General features: G+C 71.8%; 17 protein-coding genes. 10 read left to right on the top strand and 7 right to left on the bottom strand.

Annotated elements, in window-relative coordinates:
- Positions 1–58: 58 nt before the first annotated feature.
- Positions 59–415 carry an iron-sulfur cluster assembly accessory protein gene (locus tag ACFU5K_RS27980; RefSeq protein WP_327119342.1) on the bottom strand — a complete coding sequence of 119 codons (357 nt, stop codon included), beginning with the start codon at positions 413–415 and terminating at the stop codon, positions 59–61.
- Positions 416–635: 220 nt separating this feature from the next.
- On the opposite strand from ACFU5K_RS27980, the gene nadA reads away from it, so the two are divergent.
- Positions 636–1,835: a quinolinate synthase NadA gene (nadA, locus tag ACFU5K_RS27975; RefSeq protein WP_384066521.1), complete on the top strand. Its 1,200-nt coding sequence runs from the start codon at positions 636–638 to the stop codon at positions 1,833–1,835.
- Positions 1,836–2,011: 176 nt separating this feature from the next.
- Here nadA and ACFU5K_RS27970 read toward each other — a convergent pair whose 3' ends face one another.
- From ACFU5K_RS27970 to ACFU5K_RS27955, 4 genes are all read right to left on the bottom strand, one after another.
- Positions 2,012–2,701 (bottom strand): response regulator, encoded by a 690-nt coding sequence (locus ACFU5K_RS27970; protein ID WP_384066519.1) that lies wholly within the window; start codon positions 2,699–2,701, stop codon positions 2,012–2,014.
- Positions 2,698–3,963 (bottom strand): histidine kinase, encoded by a 1,266-nt coding sequence (locus ACFU5K_RS27965; RefSeq protein ID WP_384066517.1) that lies wholly within the window; start codon positions 3,961–3,963, stop codon positions 2,698–2,700. The genes ACFU5K_RS27970 and ACFU5K_RS27965 overlap by 4 nt, the downstream gene beginning before the upstream one ends.
- A gap of 168 nt (positions 3,964–4,131) precedes the next feature.
- Complete coding sequence (locus ACFU5K_RS27960; protein WP_384066516.1) at positions 4,132–4,410, bottom strand: hypothetical protein; 279 nt, start codon at positions 4,408–4,410, stop codon at positions 4,132–4,134.
- Between the two features lie 10 nt (positions 4,411–4,420).
- Complete coding sequence (locus tag ACFU5K_RS27955) at positions 4,421–5,203, bottom strand: PspA/IM30 family protein (protein WP_384066514.1); 783 nt, start codon at positions 5,201–5,203, stop codon at positions 4,421–4,423.
- A gap of 297 nt (positions 5,204–5,500) precedes the next feature.
- On the opposite strand from ACFU5K_RS27955, the gene ACFU5K_RS27950 reads away from it, so the two are divergent.
- From ACFU5K_RS27950 to ACFU5K_RS27940, 3 genes are all read left to right on the top strand, one after another.
- Positions 5,501–6,100 (top strand): DUF3043 domain-containing protein, encoded by a 600-nt coding sequence (locus tag ACFU5K_RS27950; RefSeq protein ID WP_384066513.1) that lies wholly within the window; start codon positions 5,501–5,503, stop codon positions 6,098–6,100.
- A 26-nt stretch (positions 6,101–6,126) separates the two neighbouring features.
- The gene (locus ACFU5K_RS27945; protein WP_384066511.1) at positions 6,127–6,894 is read left to right on the top strand and encodes a class I SAM-dependent methyltransferase; all 768 of its coding nucleotides are present in this window, start codon (positions 6,127–6,129) and stop codon (positions 6,892–6,894) included.
- Between the two features lie 74 nt (positions 6,895–6,968).
- On the top strand, positions 6,969–8,042 hold the full coding sequence (locus tag ACFU5K_RS27940; RefSeq protein WP_384066509.1) for a S1C family serine protease: 1,074 nt from the start codon (positions 6,969–6,971) through the stop codon (positions 8,040–8,042).
- A 115-nt stretch (positions 8,043–8,157) separates the two neighbouring features.
- Here the strand turns inward: ACFU5K_RS27940 and ACFU5K_RS27935 are convergent, their stop codons facing one another.
- Positions 8,158–8,361, bottom strand: coding sequence for a hypothetical protein (locus tag ACFU5K_RS27935; RefSeq protein ID WP_384066507.1), 204 nt, complete (start codon positions 8,359–8,361; stop codon positions 8,158–8,160).
- Positions 8,362–8,447: 86 nt separating this feature from the next.
- On the opposite strand from ACFU5K_RS27935, the gene ACFU5K_RS27930 reads away from it, so the two are divergent.
- On the top strand, positions 8,448–9,650 hold the full coding sequence (locus ACFU5K_RS27930) for a bifunctional adenosylcobinamide kinase/adenosylcobinamide-phosphate guanylyltransferase (RefSeq protein WP_384066505.1): 1,203 nt from the start codon (positions 8,448–8,450) through the stop codon (positions 9,648–9,650).
- Between the two features lie 113 nt (positions 9,651–9,763).
- Positions 9,764–10,867 carry a nicotinate-nucleotide--dimethylbenzimidazole phosphoribosyltransferase gene (gene cobT / locus ACFU5K_RS27925; RefSeq protein ID WP_384066504.1) on the top strand — a complete coding sequence of 368 codons (1,104 nt, stop codon included), beginning with the start codon at positions 9,764–9,766 and terminating at the stop codon, positions 10,865–10,867.
- A gap of 76 nt (positions 10,868–10,943) precedes the next feature.
- Here cobT and ACFU5K_RS27920 read toward each other — a convergent pair whose 3' ends face one another.
- Positions 10,944–11,717: a hypothetical protein gene (locus ACFU5K_RS27920; protein ID WP_384066503.1), complete on the bottom strand. Its 774-nt coding sequence runs from the start codon at positions 11,715–11,717 to the stop codon at positions 10,944–10,946.
- A gap of 87 nt (positions 11,718–11,804) precedes the next feature.
- On the opposite strand from ACFU5K_RS27920, the gene ACFU5K_RS27915 reads away from it, so the two are divergent.
- The 4 genes from ACFU5K_RS27915 (at position 11,805) to sucB (ending at position 17,948) form a co-directional block, all read left to right on the top strand.
- Positions 11,805–12,590, top strand: a complete 786-nt coding sequence (locus ACFU5K_RS27915; protein ID WP_384066501.1) for an adenosylcobinamide-GDP ribazoletransferase — start codon at positions 11,805–11,807, stop codon at positions 12,588–12,590.
- A gap of 210 nt (positions 12,591–12,800) precedes the next feature.
- Entirely contained in the window at positions 12,801–14,354 is a 1,554-nt protein-coding gene (locus tag ACFU5K_RS27910) for a leucyl aminopeptidase (RefSeq protein WP_384066499.1), read from the top strand.
- A gap of 342 nt (positions 14,355–14,696) precedes the next feature.
- Positions 14,697–16,085: a dihydrolipoyl dehydrogenase gene (lpdA, locus tag ACFU5K_RS27905; RefSeq protein WP_384066497.1), complete on the top strand. Its 1,389-nt coding sequence runs from the start codon at positions 14,697–14,699 to the stop codon at positions 16,083–16,085.
- Between the two features lie 57 nt (positions 16,086–16,142).
- On the top strand, positions 16,143–17,948 hold the full coding sequence (gene sucB, locus ACFU5K_RS27900) for a 2-oxoglutarate dehydrogenase, E2 component, dihydrolipoamide succinyltransferase (RefSeq protein ID WP_384066495.1): 1,806 nt from the start codon (positions 16,143–16,145) through the stop codon (positions 17,946–17,948).
- Positions 17,949–18,005: the final 57 nt, after the last annotated feature.

The following is an 18,005-nucleotide window of genomic DNA, read 5'->3' as shown; positions in this document are numbered from 1 at the left end:
CCCCCGGTCCGGGGGCGCCGCCGTCGTCGTGCGTCTCAGGCTTCAGCTGGATCAGGCTTTAGCTGAAGGAGTCACCGCAGGCGCAGGAACCCGTGGCGTTCGGGTTGTCGATCGTGAAGCCCTGCTTCTCGATGGTGTCCACGAAGTCGACGGACGCGCCGCCCAGGTACGGGGCGCTCATCCGGTCGGTGACGACCTTGACGCCGCCGAAGTCCTTCACGACGTCACCGTCGAGCGAGCGCTCGTCGAAGAAGAGCTGGTAGCGCAGGCCCGAGCAGCCGCCGGGCTGAACGGCGACGCGCAGCGCCAGGTCGTCCCGGCCCTCCTGCTCCAGCAGGGTCTTGACCTTGGATGCGGCGGCGTCGGACAGGAGGATGCCGTCGCTCACGGTGGTGGTCTCGTCCGATACGGACATCTGCTTCTCTCCCGGGTTGTACGGACTGCTTGCCGACGGTCCAACCATCGGGGCCGCGGATTCATTCCGGGCCTGGCGCGTGTCTGTTCCCTTCATGCTCGCACACCACCCCCGCGGGGGGATGCGTCACATCGACGCTATCGGCATCGTCAAACTGACGCGAAGCGGTTATGATTAATAACGTCAATTAGACGAAAAGGCGTATCGCAGAAAAGAGAGGGTGCGTGCCGTGACCACCGCCCAGCCCCTGGATGTCCAGCCGACCCCGCTCGCTCTCCTGCTGCTCGGCCGCGAGGCCGACCCCCGGAGCGAGCGCGGGGTCGAATGCCCCGGCGACCTGCCCTCACCGTCCGACCCGGACCTGGTGGAGCGGGCCCGCGTGGCCAAGGAGAAGCTCGGGGACAAGGTGTTCATCCTCGGACACCACTACCAGCGCGACGAGGTCATCCAGTTCGCGGACGTCACCGGCGACTCCTTCAAACTCGCCCGAGACGCCGCCGGCCGGCCCGACGCGGAGTACATCGTCTTCTGCGGCGTGCACTTCATGGCGGAGTCCGCGGACATCCTCACCGGCGACGACCAGAAGGTCGTGCTGCCGGACCTGGCGGCGGGCTGCTCGATGGCCGACATGGCCACCGCCGAACAGGTCGCCGAGTGCTGGGACGTGCTGACCGAGGCGGGGGTCGCCGACCAGGTCGTGCCGGTCTCGTACATGAACTCGTCCGCCGACATCAAGGCCTTCACGGGCAGGCACGGTGGCACCATCTGCACCTCCTCGAACGCGAAGCGCGCACTGGAGTGGGCCTTCGAACAGAGGGAGCCCTCGGCGGGCAAGGTGCTCTTCCTGCCGGACCAGCACCTGGGCCGCAACACCGCCGTGCGGGAGATGGGGATGAGCCTGGAGGACTGCGTCCTCTACAACCCGCACAAGCCGAACGGCGGCCTGACCGCCGAGGAACTGCGCGACGCGAAGATGATCCTCTGGCGCGGGCACTGCTCGGTGCACGGGCGCTTCTCGGTGGAATCGATCGACGACGTACGGAAGCGGATCCCGGGCGTCAACGTGCTGGTACACCCGGAGTGCAAGCACGAGGTCGTGGCTGCCGCGGACTACGTGGGCTCGACGGAGTACATCATCAAGGCCCTGGAGGCCGCTCCGGCCGGCTCCAAGTGGGCCGTCGGTACGGAACTGAACCTGGTCCAGCGGCTGGCGAACCGTTTCGCCGCCGAGGACAAGGAGATCGTCTTCCTCGACAGGACGGTCTGCTTCTGCTCGACGATGAACCGGATCGACCTGCCGCACCTGGTGTGGACCCTGGAGTCGCTGGCCGAGGGGAACACGGTCAACCGCATCCAGGTCGACGCGGAGACCGAGAAGTTCGCGAAGGCGGCCCTGGAGCGAATGCTGGCGCTGCCGTAAGGCGCGGCCCCCGCGCACGGCGGAGCCGAACGCACCCGTCGGCACGCACGAGACATGGGTGGGTCTCTCTCTTCTGTGGCGTACGCGGCAGATGGTCGGCTGTTCGGGGACACAACAGGGGAACCGCCTCCACCCTTCGCTCCACCCCGGAGCCCGGAGCGGGGCGGCGCCGCCCCTCACTCCGCCCTGGGGCGCACCAGACCCGACTCGTACGCGATGACGACCAGCTGGGCGCGGTCCCGCACGCCCAGCTTCGCCATCGCCCGGTTGACGTGCGTCTTCACCGTGAGAGGGCTGACGGCGAGGCGCTCGGCGATCTGGTCGTTGGAGTGCCCACCCGCGACCAGCACGAGTACCTCGCGCTCGCGTCCGGTGAGCGCACCGAGGCGCTCGGAGTACTCCGCGGCGTCGGGACCTTCGCCCGCGGTGCCGCCCTGGGCCAGGAAGGTGGCGATCAGGCCCTTCGTCGCGGCCGGGGAGAGGAGTGCCTCGCCGGCCGCGGCGATACGGATGGCGTTGAGCAGTTCGTCGGGCTCCGCGCCCTTGCCCAGGAAGCCGGAGGCGCCCGCCCGCAGGGACTGCACCACGTAGTCGTCCACCTCGAAGGTGGTGAGCATGACGATCCGTACGCCCGCCAGGTCCGGGTCGGCGCTGATCAACCGGGTGGCGGCGAGTCCGTCCGTGCCCGGCATCCGGATGTCCATCAGCACCACGTCGGCGAGGGTCGAGCGGGCCAGGGTGACGGCCTCGGCACCGTCCGCGGCCTCACCCACGACCTGCATGTCCGGCTCGGAGTCCACCAGCACCCGGAACGCGCTGCGCAGCAGCGCCTGGTCGTCGGCCAGCAGCACCTTGATGGGTGTCATACGGATCCCCCCGTCGTCTCCGCGGTGACCGGCCCCTCCGGCGCACGTGTGCGGGACGTGACGGGAAGGATCGCATGGACCCGGAATCCGCCTCCGTAACGGGGGCCGGCCGTCAGCGTGCCGCCGAGGGCGGTGACCCGCTCGCGCATGCCGATCAGGCCGTGGCCGCCGCCGTCGGACGTTCCGGGGCCCGGATCCGCCCCCTTCCCGTTGTCGAGCACGGTGATCTCCGCGGTCTCACCGACCCGGACTACGCTGACCTCGGCCTTCGCGTCTCCCCCCGCGTGCTTGCGCACGTTGGTCAGGGCCTCCTGGATGATCCGGTACGCGGCGAGGTCTGCGGCTGCGGGCAGGGGGCTGTCCCGGTCGGCGCAGGCCACCTCGACGGGCAGGCCCGCGTTGCGGAAGGTGTCGACCAGCGCGTCGAGGACCGCGAGCCCGGGTGCGGGTTCGGTGGGCGCCTCCGGATCGCCGGACTGGCGCAGCAGCCCGACCGTGGCACGGAGCTCGTTGAGGGCGGAGCGGCTGGCCTCCCGAACGTGGGCGAGCGCTTCCTTCGCCTGGTCGGGGCGCTTGTCCATGACGTGGGCGGCCACCCCGGCCTGCACGTTGACCAGCGCGATGTGGTGGGCCACGACGTCGTGCAGGTCGCGGGCGATCCGCAGGCGCTCCTCGGCGACCCTGCGGCGGGCCTCCTCCTCGCGGGTGCGCTCCGCGCGCTCGGCCCGCTCCCTGATCGCGTCGATGAAGGCCCGCCGGCTGCGCACCGCGTCCCCCGCGGCTCCGGCCAGACCGGTCCAGGCGAGGACACCGACGTTCTCCTGGCTGTACCAGGGAGTGCTGCCGACGACCATGGCGGCCATGGTCAGCACCCCCATGGTCAGCAGACCGACCCGCCAGGTGGTGGGCCGGTCGGTACGGGAAGCGACGGTGAACAGGGCAATGACCGAGCTCATCACGACGGGGGCGGGCGGGTCCATCAGGACGAACTCGACGGCGGAGAGCAGCCCCGTGACGGCGAGCACGGCCATGGGCCTGCGCCTGCGCATGACGAGCGCACCGGCGGAGAGCACCATCAGCAGCACACTGGACGGTTCCGGGATGCGGGCGCCGAAGATGGGCTCGTGGCCCGGGTTCTGCTCGGCGAACGACGCGCAGATCATGCAGGCGAGCACAGCCGCGGCCAGTCCCCGGTCGAAGGCGAGGGGATGGCCGCGCAGCCAGCGGCGGGGCCGTACGAAGCCGGTTCCGAGGGTGGTCACGTCGAGCCACGGTACGGCGTGCCGTCGACGCCGCGGTCCGTGCGGTGTCAGGACGCCGTCACAGGGCCGGGCCCGGGCCGGCGGCGTGGAGAGGCGCTCCGCCAGCATGCCGCCCCGCTCCGGAAGACCCGGAACGGGGCGGCATGAGGAGTACGGGGCGCGAGTCCTTCAGCCGGGGATGAGCCCGTCGTCGCGGAGCATGGAGCGCACCTCTTCGAGGGTGGCGTCGGATGCCGGAAGGATCAGTTCGGACGGCTCCAGGGAGTCGTCGGGGAGCGGTGACCCCAGCTCGCGCACCTTGTCCAGGAGTGCGTGGAGCGTGGCCCGGAAGCCCGGACCGTCACCGCTCTCCATCTCCGCCAGGAGCACGTCGTCGAGCTCGCTCAGCTCGGCGAGGTGACTGTCGGCCAGGCTGACCTGGCCCTCCCCCATGATCCGTACGATCATGACGCCGCCCTCACTGCTTGTCGAACTTGTGCGGGGACTGCTGCGACTGCGGTGCCGCGTCCTGCGTGCCGCCCTCGATGGCCTGCTGCTGTCCGGCGGACCCGCCGGCCAGCTCGGCCTTCATGCGCTGCAGTTCCAGTTCCACATCCGTACCACCGGAGATCCGGTCGAGCTCGGCGGCGATGTCGTCCTTCGCCGTGCCGGACGAGTCGTCGAGCGCGCCCGAGGCGAGCAGCTCGTCGATGGCCCCGGCGCGCGCCTGCAGCTGCTGGGTCTTGTCCTCGGCCCGCTGGATCGCGAGGCCGACGTCGCCCATCTCCTCGGAGATGCCCGAGAAGGCCTCCCCGATCCGGGTCTGGGCCTGGGCGGCGGTGTAGGTGGCCTTGATGGTCTCCTTCTTCGTGCGGAAGGCGTCGACCTTGGCCTGCAGACGCTGGGCCGCGAGAGTGAGCTTCTCCTCCTCACCCTGCAGCGTCTGGTGCTGTGTCTCCAGATCGGAGACCTGCTGCTGGAGGGCGGCACGCCGCGAGAGCGCCTCACGGGCCAGGTCCTCGCGACCGAGCGCGAGCGCCTTGCGGCCCTGGTCCTCCAGCTTGGACGACTGGCCCTGCAGCTGGTTCAGCTGCAGCTCGAGCCGCTTGCGCGAGGTCGCCACATCGGCGACGCCGCGGCGTACCTTCTGGAGCAGTTCGAGCTGCTTCTGGTACGAGTAATCGAGGGTCTCGCGCGGATCCTCGGCCCGGTCAAGGGCCTTGTTTGCCTTCGCGCGGAAGATCATTCCCATACGCTTCATGACACCGCTCATGGGCTTCGCGCGCCCCCTTCTGACTTAACTGGGCTCCAGCACTCCAACAGAACCCACAGTACGGGCCCTGTCTCCATTACCGCACTGTTCGGGCACGGATGTGCTCCTCCCCAAGGACGACTGCCGCCGGATACCGCTCCCGCCCAAGGAGTAGACGAAGATCAGGGGAAGTCGCGGCGACGTCCGTTCTGCCCCTGTCACACCACTTTTCTGGACGCGGGCCGTTGCCGGATCGTTCCCGGCCGGTCCCCGGTTGTGCAGGGCGACCCATTACTCTTGGGTTTTGTGTTCCGTAGCCGTTCCAAGGAAGAGAAGGCCCCCACCGACAAGGTGACGGCGGACCTCTCCAAGCAGCCCCGCGACCCCCAGGCTCCCAAAGGTCGCCCCACCCCCCGGCGCAGCGACGCCCAGACGCAGCGGCGGCGTGCCTCGAGCAGCGCGCCGACGGACCGCAAGGAGGCCGCCAAGCGCCAGCGCGAGGCCCGCCGCTCCGACATGGCCAGGCAGCGCGAGGCGCTCGCCTCGGGCGACGAGCGCTACCTGCCGGCGCGTGACAAGGGCCCCGTGCGGCGCTACGTCCGCGACTTCGTGGACTCGCGCTTCTGCATCGCGGAGTGGTTCCTCCCGCTCGCGGTGATCATCCTGATCCTCAGCGTGGTCCAGGTGCAGAACATCCAGAACATCTCGCTGCTGCTCTGGCTCGGCGTGATCGTGCTGATCGTCGTCGACTCCATCGGCCTCGGATTCCGTCTCAGGAAGCAGCTCGCGCAGCGCTTCCCCGACACCCCGAAGCGCGGGGCGGTGGCCTACGGTCTGATGCGCACGCTGCAGATGCGCCGTCTTCGTCTGCCCAAGCCGCAGGTCAAGCGGGGAGAGCGGCCCTGAGCACGGAGACCTCCGGCTTCACGGGGGTGTCCTCCCGGTGGCTGGAAGGGCTCGGCGGACTGCGCAACACGGTCCGCCAGGAGCTCGTCGCCCGGCAGCTCGACGAGCAGATAGCCAGGCGCTTCCCCGTGGGGCAGCGGCTGCGGGTGCTCGACGTCGGCATGGGCCAGGGCACACAGGCCCTGCGCCTCGCGCGGGCCGGCCATTCGGTGACGGGCCTCGAGTCCGACACCGAGATGCTTCGGTCCGCGCGGGAGTCCCTCGCGGGCGAGCCGGACGGCATACGGGAGCGGGTCCGCCTCATCGAGGGCGACGGCCATGACACCGGGGTGCACTTCCTGCCCGGCAGTTTCGACGTGGTCCTCTGCCACGGCGTGCTGATGTATGTGTCCGAGCCCGATCCGATGCTGGCCGGCCTGGCGCGCATGCTGGCACCCGGCGGCCTCCTGTCGCTGCTCGTACGCAACGCGGACGCACTGGCGATGCGGCCCGGGACCGCGGGCGACTTCGGCGCGGCTCTCGCGGCGTTCGACACGGACACCTACACGAACAGGCTCGGCCTCGAGGTCCGGGCCGACCGGCTCGGGACGCTGCGGGCCACGCTCGCCGGGATCGCCGCGCCGCTGCACGCCTGGTACGGCGTGCGCGTCTTCACCGACAACGTGGACAACGAGGCGGAGCTGCCCGGTCCCGAGGAGCTGGCGCGGGTGTTCGCCGCCGAGGACCGGGCGGGGCGCACCGACCCGTACCGCGGGGTCGCCGCGCTGCTGCACCTGTGCGGGGTACGCGGCTGAACGGGGCCGGGGTGTACCCCTGATCGGCCCAGCAGCACAGGGCGCGGGCGTCGCGGCCTGGCCATACTCCGGGCATGGACCCATCGCCGTACCGAAGCCGCGTACGCCGCTCCCTCATGTGGTCAGCCGCCGCCGTGTGCGCGGTCGCGCTGGCGGGGGGCTGCGCGGGGCCGGATCCGGCCCCGGCAGCGGCGCCCGCGCAGCAGGGCGTGGCGTCACGCGCGGCGGGCGACCTCGAGGACCAGTACCAGGCGGTCATCAAGGACGTGCTGCCCTCCGTGGTGCAGATCGCCGCCGGTGACGGCCTCGGCTCGGGCATCGTCTACGACGACAAGGGCCACATCGTCACGAACGCGCACGTGGTGGGTAGCGAGAAGACCTTCGACGTCAGTGTCGCGACCGGTGAGAAGGAGCTGAAGGCCACCCTGGTCTCCTCCTACCCGGAGCAGGACCTGGCGGTCCTCAAGCTCGACGACGTGCCCGACGGGCTGCGCGCCGCGCGGTTCGGCGACACCGACACGGTCGAGGTGGGGCAGATCGTCCTGGCGATGGGCTCCCCGCTCGGCCTGTCCAGCAGCGTCACCCAGGGCATCGTCTCGGCCGTGGGCCGGACCGTCAGTGAGAGCACCTCCGGCGGCGGTACGGGGGCGACCCTGGCCGACATGGTGCAGACGTCCGCGGCCATCAACCCCGGCAACAGCGGCGGCGCGCTGGTGAACCTGGACAGCGAGGTGATCGGCATCCCGACCCTCGCGGCGACCGATCCCCAACTGGGCGACAGCGCCGCGCCCGGTATCGGTTTCGCGATCCCCGTCTCCATGGTCCGCACGGTCGCGGACCAGATCATCAAGTCCGGCAAGGTCACCGACTCGGGCCGGGCGGCGCTGAACATCACGGGACGCACCGTCGTGGACGGCGAGTACCGGCCGGCGGGCGTCGCGGTCGTCAGCGTCCAGAAGGGCGGCGCGGCGGACGAGGCGGGCCTGCGCGTCGGCGACGTCATCACCCGGGTCGGCGACGACCGGGTCACGACCATCACCTCGCTCTCGGAGGCGCTGGCGGGTGACGAGCCGGGCGAGAAGGTCACGGTGGCCTACACCCGGGGGGACGCGAAGAAGACGGTCCAGGTCACGCTGGGCGAGGTCTGAGGCACTTCGTCCGGGATCGGGCTGAATCGGGCGTCAGGAGCCCGGACACCGCCCGGACGGGCGAAGGGGCCGGTGCGGCCCGCCCGGACTCCGGGTCCGGGCGGGTCCGGCGGCCTCAGTCGGCCTGGAGACTCATGGGTCCGTAGATCTTCGTCGTGTCCTCGAAGAGCGACACCTGATCAGCGCCGCCTTCGAGGAGCTCCTTCCAGAACTCACCGATCCAGGACTCCGCGTCGCCCTGCGTCGTGAACTCCTCCGGCTGCAGCGCCGGCTCCGTCTCCGTACCGTCGGACTTCTCGAACCGCCACGTCCACGCCATGTCCGCCTCCTGGGTCACGTTGCTCCCCGAAGACTAGTGGGTGTGCCGGGCGCGCAGGTGGTTCACGGACACGGGAGGATCAGGGCGTGGAACTGACTCTGCTCGGCACCGGAGCCCCTGACGGGCTGCCGCGGCCCGACTGCCCGTGCGCCGTCTGCACGTCGTCCCGCGGTACGCGGGCGCGCGCCGCCACCGCGCTGCTCGTCGACGACGCCCTGCTGCTGGACCTCACCCCGGGCGCCGTGTTCGCCGCGGCGCGCGCCGGCCATTCGCTCTCCGGGGTACGCCAGGTGCTGCTGACCCATCCGCATGACGGGCCCGCGGTGGAACTGCCCGCCTCGCTCCCCGCCGCGGGACGGGTCCCGGACGGCCAGGAGCTGACGCTGATCAGCGGCCACCGGGTCCGGGCCATGGCGATGGACGCGCCGGGCACCGGATACGAGGTGACCTCGCCGGAGGGCGAGCGCCTGCTCTATCTGCCGCCCGGTGCCTCCCCCGCCGGTCTGGCCGACCCGTTCGCCGAGCCCTACGACATGGTCGTCTGCGACGTGATCGACAGGCCGGACGCCGTGGCCAGGCTGCGGGCGGTGGGGGCCGTCACCGCCGTCACCGAGATCGTCGCGGTCCACCTGGACCACGACGCGCCGCCGGGCGCCGAGCTGGACCGGCGGCTCGCCGCCGCCGGAGCCCGGGCCGTGCCGGACGGGACGACCATTCCGGTGGGCGCCTACCACTGCGTACCCGAGGTGCCCCGGCGGACGCTGGTGACGGGAGGGGCCCGGTCGGGGAAGTCGGTGGAGGCCGAACAGCGCCTGGAGACCTGTCCCGAGGTGGTGTACGTGGCGACGGGCGGGCGCCGGCAGGGCGACACGGAGTGGGAGGCCCGGATCGGGCTGCACCGTGAACGCAGGCCCGCCGCCTGGCGCACCGAGGAGACCTGCGAGCTCGCGGGACTGCTCGAACAGGACGGGCCGCCGCTGCTGATCGACTGCCTGTCCCTGTGGCTGACCGACGCGATGGACCGGGTGGACGCCTGGGACGACACCGGGTGGACGGACGGCGGGCGGGAGAAGCTGCGCGAGCGGGTCGCCGAGCTGGTCCGCGCTGTGCGCGGGACGCGCCGTACGGTCGTCGCGGTGACCAACGAGGTCGGTTCGGGCGTCGTCCCGGCGACGGCATCCGGTCGGCGTTTCCGGGACGAACTGGGCCGCCTGAACGCCGCGTTCGCCGCCGAGTGCGAGGAGGTGCTGCTGGTCGTGGCCGGGCGGGCGCTGGTGCTGCGGGGCTGATCGCCGACGGGTGCGGGGACGGGGATGCGTGCCTGGCTGCCGGGTACTGTTCCCGGCAGGAACCCTCAGCCGGGTTCCGGCCCACCCTGTGACGACCCGCGAGGCAGACCCCCGTGAATCTGGACGACTTCTCCGACCTGATCGAACGCCCCGACGGGGGTGTGCGGCGTGATGCCGAGGAACGCCGCGAGCGGCTGGCCGTGCCCGTGGGCGCACTCGGCCGGCTCGACGAACTGGGCGAATGGCTCTCGGCCGCCCAGCAGTCCGTGCCGGTCAAGCCGGTGGACCACCCGCGCGTCGTGCTGTTCGCCGGTGACCACGGGGTCGCCGAGCTGGGAGTCTCCGGCCGGGCCGCCGGGACCGCGCACCGGCTGGTACGGGCCACGCTGGACGGTGCCAGTCCCGTCGCCGTGCTGGCCCGCCGCCTCTCCGTGCCGGTGCGGATCGTGGACGCCGGCCTGGACTGCGACCCGGAGCTGCTGCCGGACGCCGTCGTGCGGGACCGGGTGCGGCGGGGCAGCGGCCGGATCGACATCGAGGACGCGCTCACGGCCGGGGAGGCCGAGCAGGCCGTACGCCTCGGAATGCGCGTCGCCGACGAGGAGGCCGACTCCGGCACGGACCTGGTGGTGCTGGGTGATCTCAGCGTCGGCGGGACGACGGCGGCCTCGACCCTGATCGCGGCCCTGTGCGGCACGGACGCCTCGGTGGTGACCGGGCGTGGTGGTGCCCACATCGACGACCTGGCGTGGATGCGCAAGTGTGCGGCGATCCGGGACGCGCTGCGGCGGGCCCGCCCCGTACTCGGGAACCAGCTCGAGCTGCTGGCAGCGGTGGGCGGCGCGGATCTGGCGGCGATGACCGGCTTCCTGCTGCAGAGTGCCGTACGCCGCATGCCCGTGGTGCTGGACGGTGTGGTCTCGGCCGCGTGCGCGCTGGTGGCCCAGCGGGCGGCCTTCCGGGCCCCCGACTGGTGGCTCGCGGGCCAGGTGAGCGGCGAGCCCGCGCAGGCGAAGGCGCTGGACCGGATGGCGCTGACGCCGCTGCTGGACCACGGGGTGACTGTCGGCGAGGGCAGTGGCGCACTGCTGGCCCTCCCCCTCGTCCAGGCCGCCGCGGCTCTCGCGGCGGAACTCCCTGAGCAGGTCCGGGAGTTGGACGGGGGCGAGGAGAAGCCTTCCGAGGCCGCCTCGCAGGACGGGGGCGCGGACGCCTAGCAGGACGCGGATTCCTCGGAGGGCGACGAGGCCCCCGGGGACCCGCGGCACGCGGGGACGACCGCCTGAGCGGCTCTCAGGGACCGGGGCCCGGCCGGGGCCCCGGGAGCGGGGTCCTGTCCGGGGCCCCGCCGATCAGGTCCTGGAAGCGGCGCCGGGGTCCGACCCAGCGCACGTCGTGGTGATACGCCCTCAGCACCGCTCTGGCGCGAGCCCTGTGGCGGCGGCGGTAGAAGCGCTTCGCCCAGAGCGAGGCGGGCCTGGCCAGCCGGATCGCCCCGATCAGCGCGACGAACGGGATGAGGGTCCCGATCACCGCCATCCGGGCCTTGCCCTTGAACAGGGCGATGAGCACGAAGCCGAAGTTGGCGACGTAGGTCAGGACGACACCCAGCCTGCCCTGCTGCTCCTCACCCGTCAGCTCGTCCACGCCGAGCGGTGAGAAACCGAGCAGCACGAGCAGGACGAGCGAGGCGGTGAGGACGACGACCTCCACGCTCTGCCGACCCTCCTCGGTCCAGTACACGTCGTCGAGGTGCAGGATCAGCGCGAACTCGTCGAGCACGAGGCCCGCGCCGACGCCGAAGACGACCGCGAAGACCCCGGCGGCCACGCCCTGCTGACCGCTCGCGACCGCGCCGAACCCTCCGACCACCGAGAGCACGACACCGGGCACCACGTGGTGGACGTGCACACCGCCGGGCGTGACGTTGCGGAACGGCCCCTTCCCCGCCCTGATCATGCGGGTGATCATCCGGGTGACGGCGAAGGTCAGCACGAAGGCGCTCAGGGCGATCAGCAGCGGGAGCTTGCCCGGCTCGACGATGTTCTGCTGGAACCAGTGACCCATTCCACCTCCACCCGAAGAACCACCTATGCGGCTTCTGGGCAACTTTGCCCCATATGGCGATCGGCCACACCGGCTAGCGTGCGCGCGGTGACCTCCCTGAACACCCACGGCCTGCGTTTCGCCTTCGGCACCCTGACCGCGCTCCCTGTCCGCGTCACCCGCTGGGACCGCCGGACCGCACGCGCGGGCATGCTGTGCGCTCCGCTCGCCGGGCTCGTCGTGGGGGTGCTCGCGGCCGTCGCCGGGAGCCTCCTGCTGCTCGGCGGTGCGGGACCGCTGGTGGCGGCGGTCGCCTCCGCCGCGCTCCCGGCCGCGGTGACCAGAGGGCTGCACCTGGACGGGCTCGCGGACACCGCCGACGGGCTCGGCAGCGCGAAGCCGGCCGAAGCGGCCCTGCGGATCATGAAGCAGTCGGACATCGGACCGTTCGGCGTGGTCACCCTGCTGTTCGTGCTGCTGGCGCAGGTCGCCGCCCTCTTCGAGCTGTACGGCAGCGGATGGGCCGACGGCGCACTGGGCACGGTGGCCGCCGCCGTCACGGCCAGGCTCGCGCTGACGCTCGCCTCGCGCCGCGGTGTACCGGCAGCGCGGCCGGAGGGACTCGGCGCGGCGGTGGCGGGTACGGTCCCGCCGCCGGGTGCGGCGGCCGCGGCCTGTGCGGTGGTCGTCTGCTGCGCGGGGGCCGGCGCCCTGCTGGGCGGCGGATACGGCGCGGCCCTTCACCAGGCGCTCGCCGTCCTGGCGGGCACCGGAGCCGCGCACCTGATGCTGCGTCACTGCGTGCGGCGCTTCGGCGGGGTGACCGGCGACGTGTTCGGCGCGCTGGAGGAGACCGCGGCCACCACGGCCCTGCTGGCGCTGGCGCTGGGCTGACCGGCCGGGCCCGAACGGCGGCCGCGGGGTCCCTGCGGCCGCCGCCCCGCGGCGCCCCCGCCGACCGGACGGCCCCGCCCCCGTGAGCCCGGGACCCGGGCGCGCGTAGGCTCATTACCGGCACATTGCGGCTCCGTCCGCGATGTGCCGGGCCCGGTCGGCCCACCCCTCGACCGACACACAACTCAACGGAAGCGAGATTCCACCACCGTGACTGCTCTCACTCTCAGCACCTCAGGTGCGGCGACGCTGCGCGCCGACGCACTCGTCGTCGGTGTCGCCAAGGGCGCTGGGTCCAAGTCCGGGGGCCTGGTCGTGGCACCGGGCGCCGAGGCCGTGGACAAGGCGTTCGACGGAAAGCTCGCCACCGTCCTGGAGACCCTGGGCGCCTCCGGGGCCGAGGGCGAAGTGACCAAGCTCCCCGCTCCCTCCGGCCTCAAGGTCCCCGTCGTCATCGCGGTCGGACTCGGCCCGGTCCCGGAGAAGGACGAGGCCTACGACGCGGAGACGCTGCGCCGGGCCGCCGGCAGCGCAGCGCGCGCGCTGAAGGGCTCGAAGAAGGCCGGATTCGCCCTGCCGACGGAGTCCGTCGAGGACGCCTCGGCCGTCGCGGAGGGTGCTCTCCTCGGCGCGTACGCCTTCACCGCCTACCAGGGCGGCGAGAACAAGCTCGCCCCCAAGGGCGCCAAGCCGGACGCCAGGAAGCTGCCGCTCGGCGAGGTCGCCCTGCTCGGCACCAAGCCGCGCGACAAGGCCTTCAAGGCGGCCGCCGAGCGCGCCGTCGCGGTCGTCGAGGAGATCAACCGGGCCCGCGACCTGATCAACACCCCGCCGAACGACCTGTACCCCGAGTCCTTCGCCGCCGTGGCCACCGCCGCCGGCAAGGAGCACGGCATCAAGGTGCAGGTCCTCGACGAGAAGGCGCTCGTCAAGGGCGGTTACGGCGGCCTGCTCGGCGTCGGTCAGGGCTCCACCCACGGCCCGCGCCTGGTCAAGCTGGCCTACACCCACCCCAAGGCCGAGAAGACCCTGGCGCTCGTGGGCAAGGGCATCACCTACGACTCGGGCGGCATCTCGCTCAAGCCGGCCGGCCACAACGAGACGATGAAGTGCGACATGAGCGGCGCGGCCGCCGTGTTCGCCGCCGTCGTCTCGGCGTCCCGCCTCGGTCTCCAGGTCAACGTCACCGGATGGCTGGCGCTCGCCGAGAACATGCCCTCCGGCAACGCCACCCGCCCCGGTGACGTGCTGCACATGTACAGCGGCAAGACGGTCGAGGTCCTCAACACGGACGCCGAGGGCCGCCTGGTCCTCGCGGACGCGCTGACCCGCGCCTCGGAGGAGAAGCCCGACGCCATCGTCGACGTGGCGACCCTGACCGGCGCGATGGTCCTCGCCCTCGGCAACCGCACCTTCGGTGTGATGTCCAACGACGACGCCTTCCGTACGTCGATCCACGAGATCGCCGAGGAGGTCGGCGAGGCCTCGTGGCCGATGCCGCTCCCCGCCGACCTGCGCAAGGGCATGGACTCCCCGACCGCCGACATCGCCAACATGGGCGAGCGGATGGGCGGCGGCCTGGTGGCCGGTCTGTTCCTGAAGGAGTTCGTGGGCGAGGGCATCGCCTGGGCGCACCTGGACATCGCGGGCCCGGCGTTCCACGAGGGCGCCCCGTACGGCTACACGCCCAAGGGCGGCACCGGCTCCGCGGTCCGCACCCTGGTCAAGCTGGCCGAGCGCACGGCGGCCGGCGACCTCGGCTGAGGTCCTGACCGGCCGTCCCGCACGGGACGATCCGCCCGCGGCGCTCACGCGCCGTACACGGCCCCGGGCATACGTCCGGGGCCGTGGGCGTTCCCCCTTCGGCTCCGACCGGCTTTTCCGGAGATTTGTACGCACCCGTAACCGTCCGGGCCCGGCGACCGTCCGGCTCGGAGCAGGGGCCCGCGTCCCGTTCGCACGCAACAAGTGCGAAGATGGGTTCTCGGCAGGACAGGGCCCCCACCACAGGGCCGAATAACGCAAGCGGCCGAACACCAGCCGACCGGCCGGTCACACCCCAGCGACGGGGCCCGGCATACGGCGCACATGCATGGAGGACGTGACGTGGCGAACGACGCCAGCACCGTTTTCGACCTAGTGATCCTCGGCGGTGGCAGTGGCGGTTACGCCGCGGCCCTGCGCGGAGCTCAGCTGGGCCTGGACGTCGCACTGATCGAGAAGGGCAAGGTCGGCGGCACCTGCCTGCACAACGGCTGCATCCCCACGAAGGCGCTGCTGCACGCCGGCGAGATCGCCGACCAGGCCCGCGAGGCCGAGCAGTTCGGCGTGAAGGCCACCTTCGAGGGCATCGACATGGCGGCCGTCCACAAGTACAAGGACGACGTGATCTCGGGCCTCTACAAGGGCCTGCAGGGACTCATCGCCTCGCGCAAGGTCCACTACATCGAGGGTGAGGGACGCCTGTCGTCGCCGACCTCGGTGGACGTGAACGGCCAGCGCGTCCAGGGCCGCCACGTGCTTCTGGCGACCGGCTCCGTGCCGAAGTCGCTGCCCGGCCTGGAGATCGACGGCAACCGCATCATCTCCTCGGACCACGCGCTGAAGCTGGACCGTGTGCCCAAGTCCGCGATCGTCCTGGGCGGCGGCGTCATCGGCGTCGAGTTCGCCTCGGCGTGGAAGTCCTTCGGCACCGACGTGACGATCGTCGAGGGTCTGAAGCACCTGGTCCCGGTCGAGGACGAGAACAGCTCGAAGCTCCTGGAGCGCGCGTTCCGCAAGCGCGGCATCAAGTTCAACCTCGGCACCTTCTTCGACAAGGCCGAGTACACGCAGGACGGCGTGAAGGTCTCCCTCGCCGACGGCAAGACCTTCGAGGCGGAGCTGCTGCTGGTCGCGATCGGCCGCGGTCCCGTCTCCCAGGGTCTGGGCTACGAGGAGGCCGGCGTCGCGATGGACCGCGGCTACGTCCTCGTCGACGAGTACATGCAGACCAACGTCCCGACGATCTCGGCCGTGGGCGACCTGGTCCCGACCCTCCAGCTCGCGCACGTCGGCTTCGCCGAGGGCATCCTGGTGGCGGAGCGTCTGGCCGGCCTGAAGACCGTGCCGGTCGACTACGACGGTGTGCCGAAGGTGACGTACTGCCACCCCGAGGTCGCCTCGGTCGGCATCACGGAGGCCAAGGCCAAGGAGATCTACGGTGCGGACAAGGTCGTCGCGCTGAAGTACAACCTGGCGGGCAACGGCAAGAGCAAGATCCTGAAGACCGCCGGCGAGATCAAGCTCGTCCAGGTCAAGGACGGTGCCGTGGTCGGCGTCCACATGGTCGGTGACCGTATGGGCGAGCAGGTCGGCGAAGCCCAGCTGATCTACAACTGGGAGGCGCTGCCGGCCGAGGTCGCGCAGCTCATCCACGCCCACCCGACGCAGAACGAGGCCATGGGCGAGGCCCACCTGGCCCTGGCCGGCAAGCCTCTCCACTCCCACGACTGATCCAGTCCCGGGCGACGACCGACCACATCCGCACTTTCGTAAGGAGCAACTGAAACCATGTCGGTTTCCGTAACCCTTCCGGCGCTCGGCGAGAGCGTCACCGAGGGCACTGTCACCCGTTGGCTGAAGGCCGAGGGCGAGCGCGTCGAGGCCGACGAGCCGCTGCTCGAGGTCTCGACCGACAAGGTCGACACCGAGATCCCCGCGCCCGCATCAGGCGTGCTCTCGTCCATCAAGGTCGCCGAGGACGAGACCGTCGAGGTCGGCGCCGAGCTGGCCGTCATCGACGACGGTTCGGGCGCACCCGCGGCCGAGTCCGCTCCGGCCGCCGAGACGGAGGCCGCCCCGGCGCCGGCCGCCGAGGCCGCACCGGCGCCGGCCGCCGAGGCGCCCGCCGCACAGGCCCCGGCCCCCGCCGCCGCCCCGGCCGGTGGCGCCTCCGGCACCGACGTCACCCTTCCCGCGCTCGGTGAGAGCGTCACCGAGGGCACCGTCACCCGCTGGCTGAAGGAGGTCGGCGAGGAGGTCGCGGAGGACGAGCCCCTGCTCGAGGTCTCCACGGACAAGGTCGACACCGAGATCCCCGCCCCGGTCGCCGGCGTGCTGCTGGAGATCGTGGTCGGTGAGGACGAGACCGCCGAGGTCGGCGCCAAGCTCGCCGTCATCGGTGCTCCGGGTGCCACGCCCGCCGCCGCTCCGGCCGAGGCCGCACCGGCACCCGCCGCCGCTCCCGCCGAGGCGGCTCCGGCTCCGGCTCCTGCCGCGCCCGCCCCGGCCGCACAGGCCCCGGCTCCGGCGGCCCCCGCCGCCCCGGCGCCGGCGCCCGCCGCGCCCGCTCCGGCACCCGCGGCTCCGGCCGCACCCGCGCCTGCCGCGCCCGCCCCGGCTGCCGCGCAGGCTCCGGCACCGGCCGCTCCGGCCTCGCCCGCCGGTGACGACGGCGCGTACGTCACGCCGCTGGTCCGCAAGCTCGCCGCAGAGAACGGCGTCGACCTGGGATCGGTCAAGGGCACCGGCGTAGGTGGCCGCATCCGCAAGCAGGACGTCGCCGCCGCCGCGGAGGCCGCCAGGGCCGCCGCCGCTCCGGCTCCGGCCGCCGCCGCTCCCGCGGCCAAGGCGGCGCCGAAGCTGGAGGCGTCCCCGCTGCGTGGTCAGACGGTCAAGATGACCCGCATGCGCAAGCTCATCGGCGACAACATGATGAAGGCGCTGCACTCGCAGGCCCAGCTGACCACGGTCCTCGAGGTCGACATCACCAAGCTGATGAAGCTGCGCAACCAGGCGAAGGAGTCCTTCGCCGCCCGTGAGGGCGTCAAGCTGTCCCCGATGCCGTTCTTCGTGAAGGCGGCGGCCCAGGCGCTGAAGGCCCACCCGGTCGTCAACGCCCGGATCAACGAGGACGAGGGCACCATCACGTACTTCGACTCGGAGAACATCGGCATCGCCGTGGACGCCGAGAAGGGTCTGATGACCCCGGTCATCAAGGGTGCGGGCGACCTGAACATCGCCGGTATCGCGAAGAAGACCGCCGAGCTGGCCGGCAAGGCGCGCGGTGGCGGCCTCACCCCGGACGACATGTCCGGGGCGACCTTCACCGTCAGCAACACCGGTTCGCGCGGCGCGCTGTTCGACACGGTCATCGTGCCGCCGAACCAGGCCGCCATCCTGGGCATCGGTGCCACGGTCAAGCGTCCGGTGGTCATCGAGACGGCGGAGGGCACGGTCATCGGCATCCGCGACATGACCTACCTCTCGCTCTCCTACGACCACCGTCTGGTGGACGGCGCGGACGCCGCCCGTTACCTGACCACGGTCAAGGCGATCCTCGAGGCCGGCGAGTTCGAGGTCGAGCTCGGTCTCTGAGCGGTAGGGCTGTAACCAGCCTCACGAGCGGCGCCCCCGTCCGGAACACTTCCGGAC

The sequence above is a fragment of the Streptomyces sp. NPDC057428 genome (assembly GCF_042803195.1).
Lineage (GTDB): Bacteria > Actinomycetota > Actinomycetes > Streptomycetales > Streptomycetaceae > Streptomyces.
Note: the sequence above shows the minus strand (reverse complement) of the source record. Positions and strands in the feature narration are given on the sequence as shown.

Coding starts and splice junctions, on each gene's coding strand:
- sucB (WP_384066495.1), top strand. CDS start 16,143: ATGTCGGTTTCCGTAACCCTTCCGGCGCTCGGCGAGAGCGTCACCGAG.
- ACFU5K_RS27920 (WP_384066503.1), bottom strand. CDS start 11,717: ATGGGTCACTGGTTCCAGCAGAACATCGTCGAGCCGGGCAAGCTCCCG.
- ACFU5K_RS27970 (WP_384066519.1), bottom strand. CDS start 2,701: ATGACACCCATCAAGGTGCTGCTGGCCGACGACCAGGCGCTGCTGCGC.
- ACFU5K_RS27940 (WP_384066509.1), top strand. CDS start 6,969: ATGGACCCATCGCCGTACCGAAGCCGCGTACGCCGCTCCCTCATGTGG.
- ACFU5K_RS27960 (WP_384066516.1), bottom strand. CDS start 4,410: ATGATCGTACGGATCATGGGGGAGGGCCAGGTCAGCCTGGCCGACAGT.
- ACFU5K_RS27980 (WP_327119342.1), bottom strand. CDS start 415: ATGTCCGTATCGGACGAGACCACCACCGTGAGCGACGGCATCCTCCTG.
- ACFU5K_RS27955 (WP_384066514.1), bottom strand. CDS start 5,203: ATGAAGCGTATGGGAATGATCTTCCGCGCGAAGGCAAACAAGGCCCTT.
- ACFU5K_RS27935 (WP_384066507.1), bottom strand. CDS start 8,361: ATGGCGTGGACGTGGCGGTTCGAGAAGTCCGACGGTACGGAGACGGAG.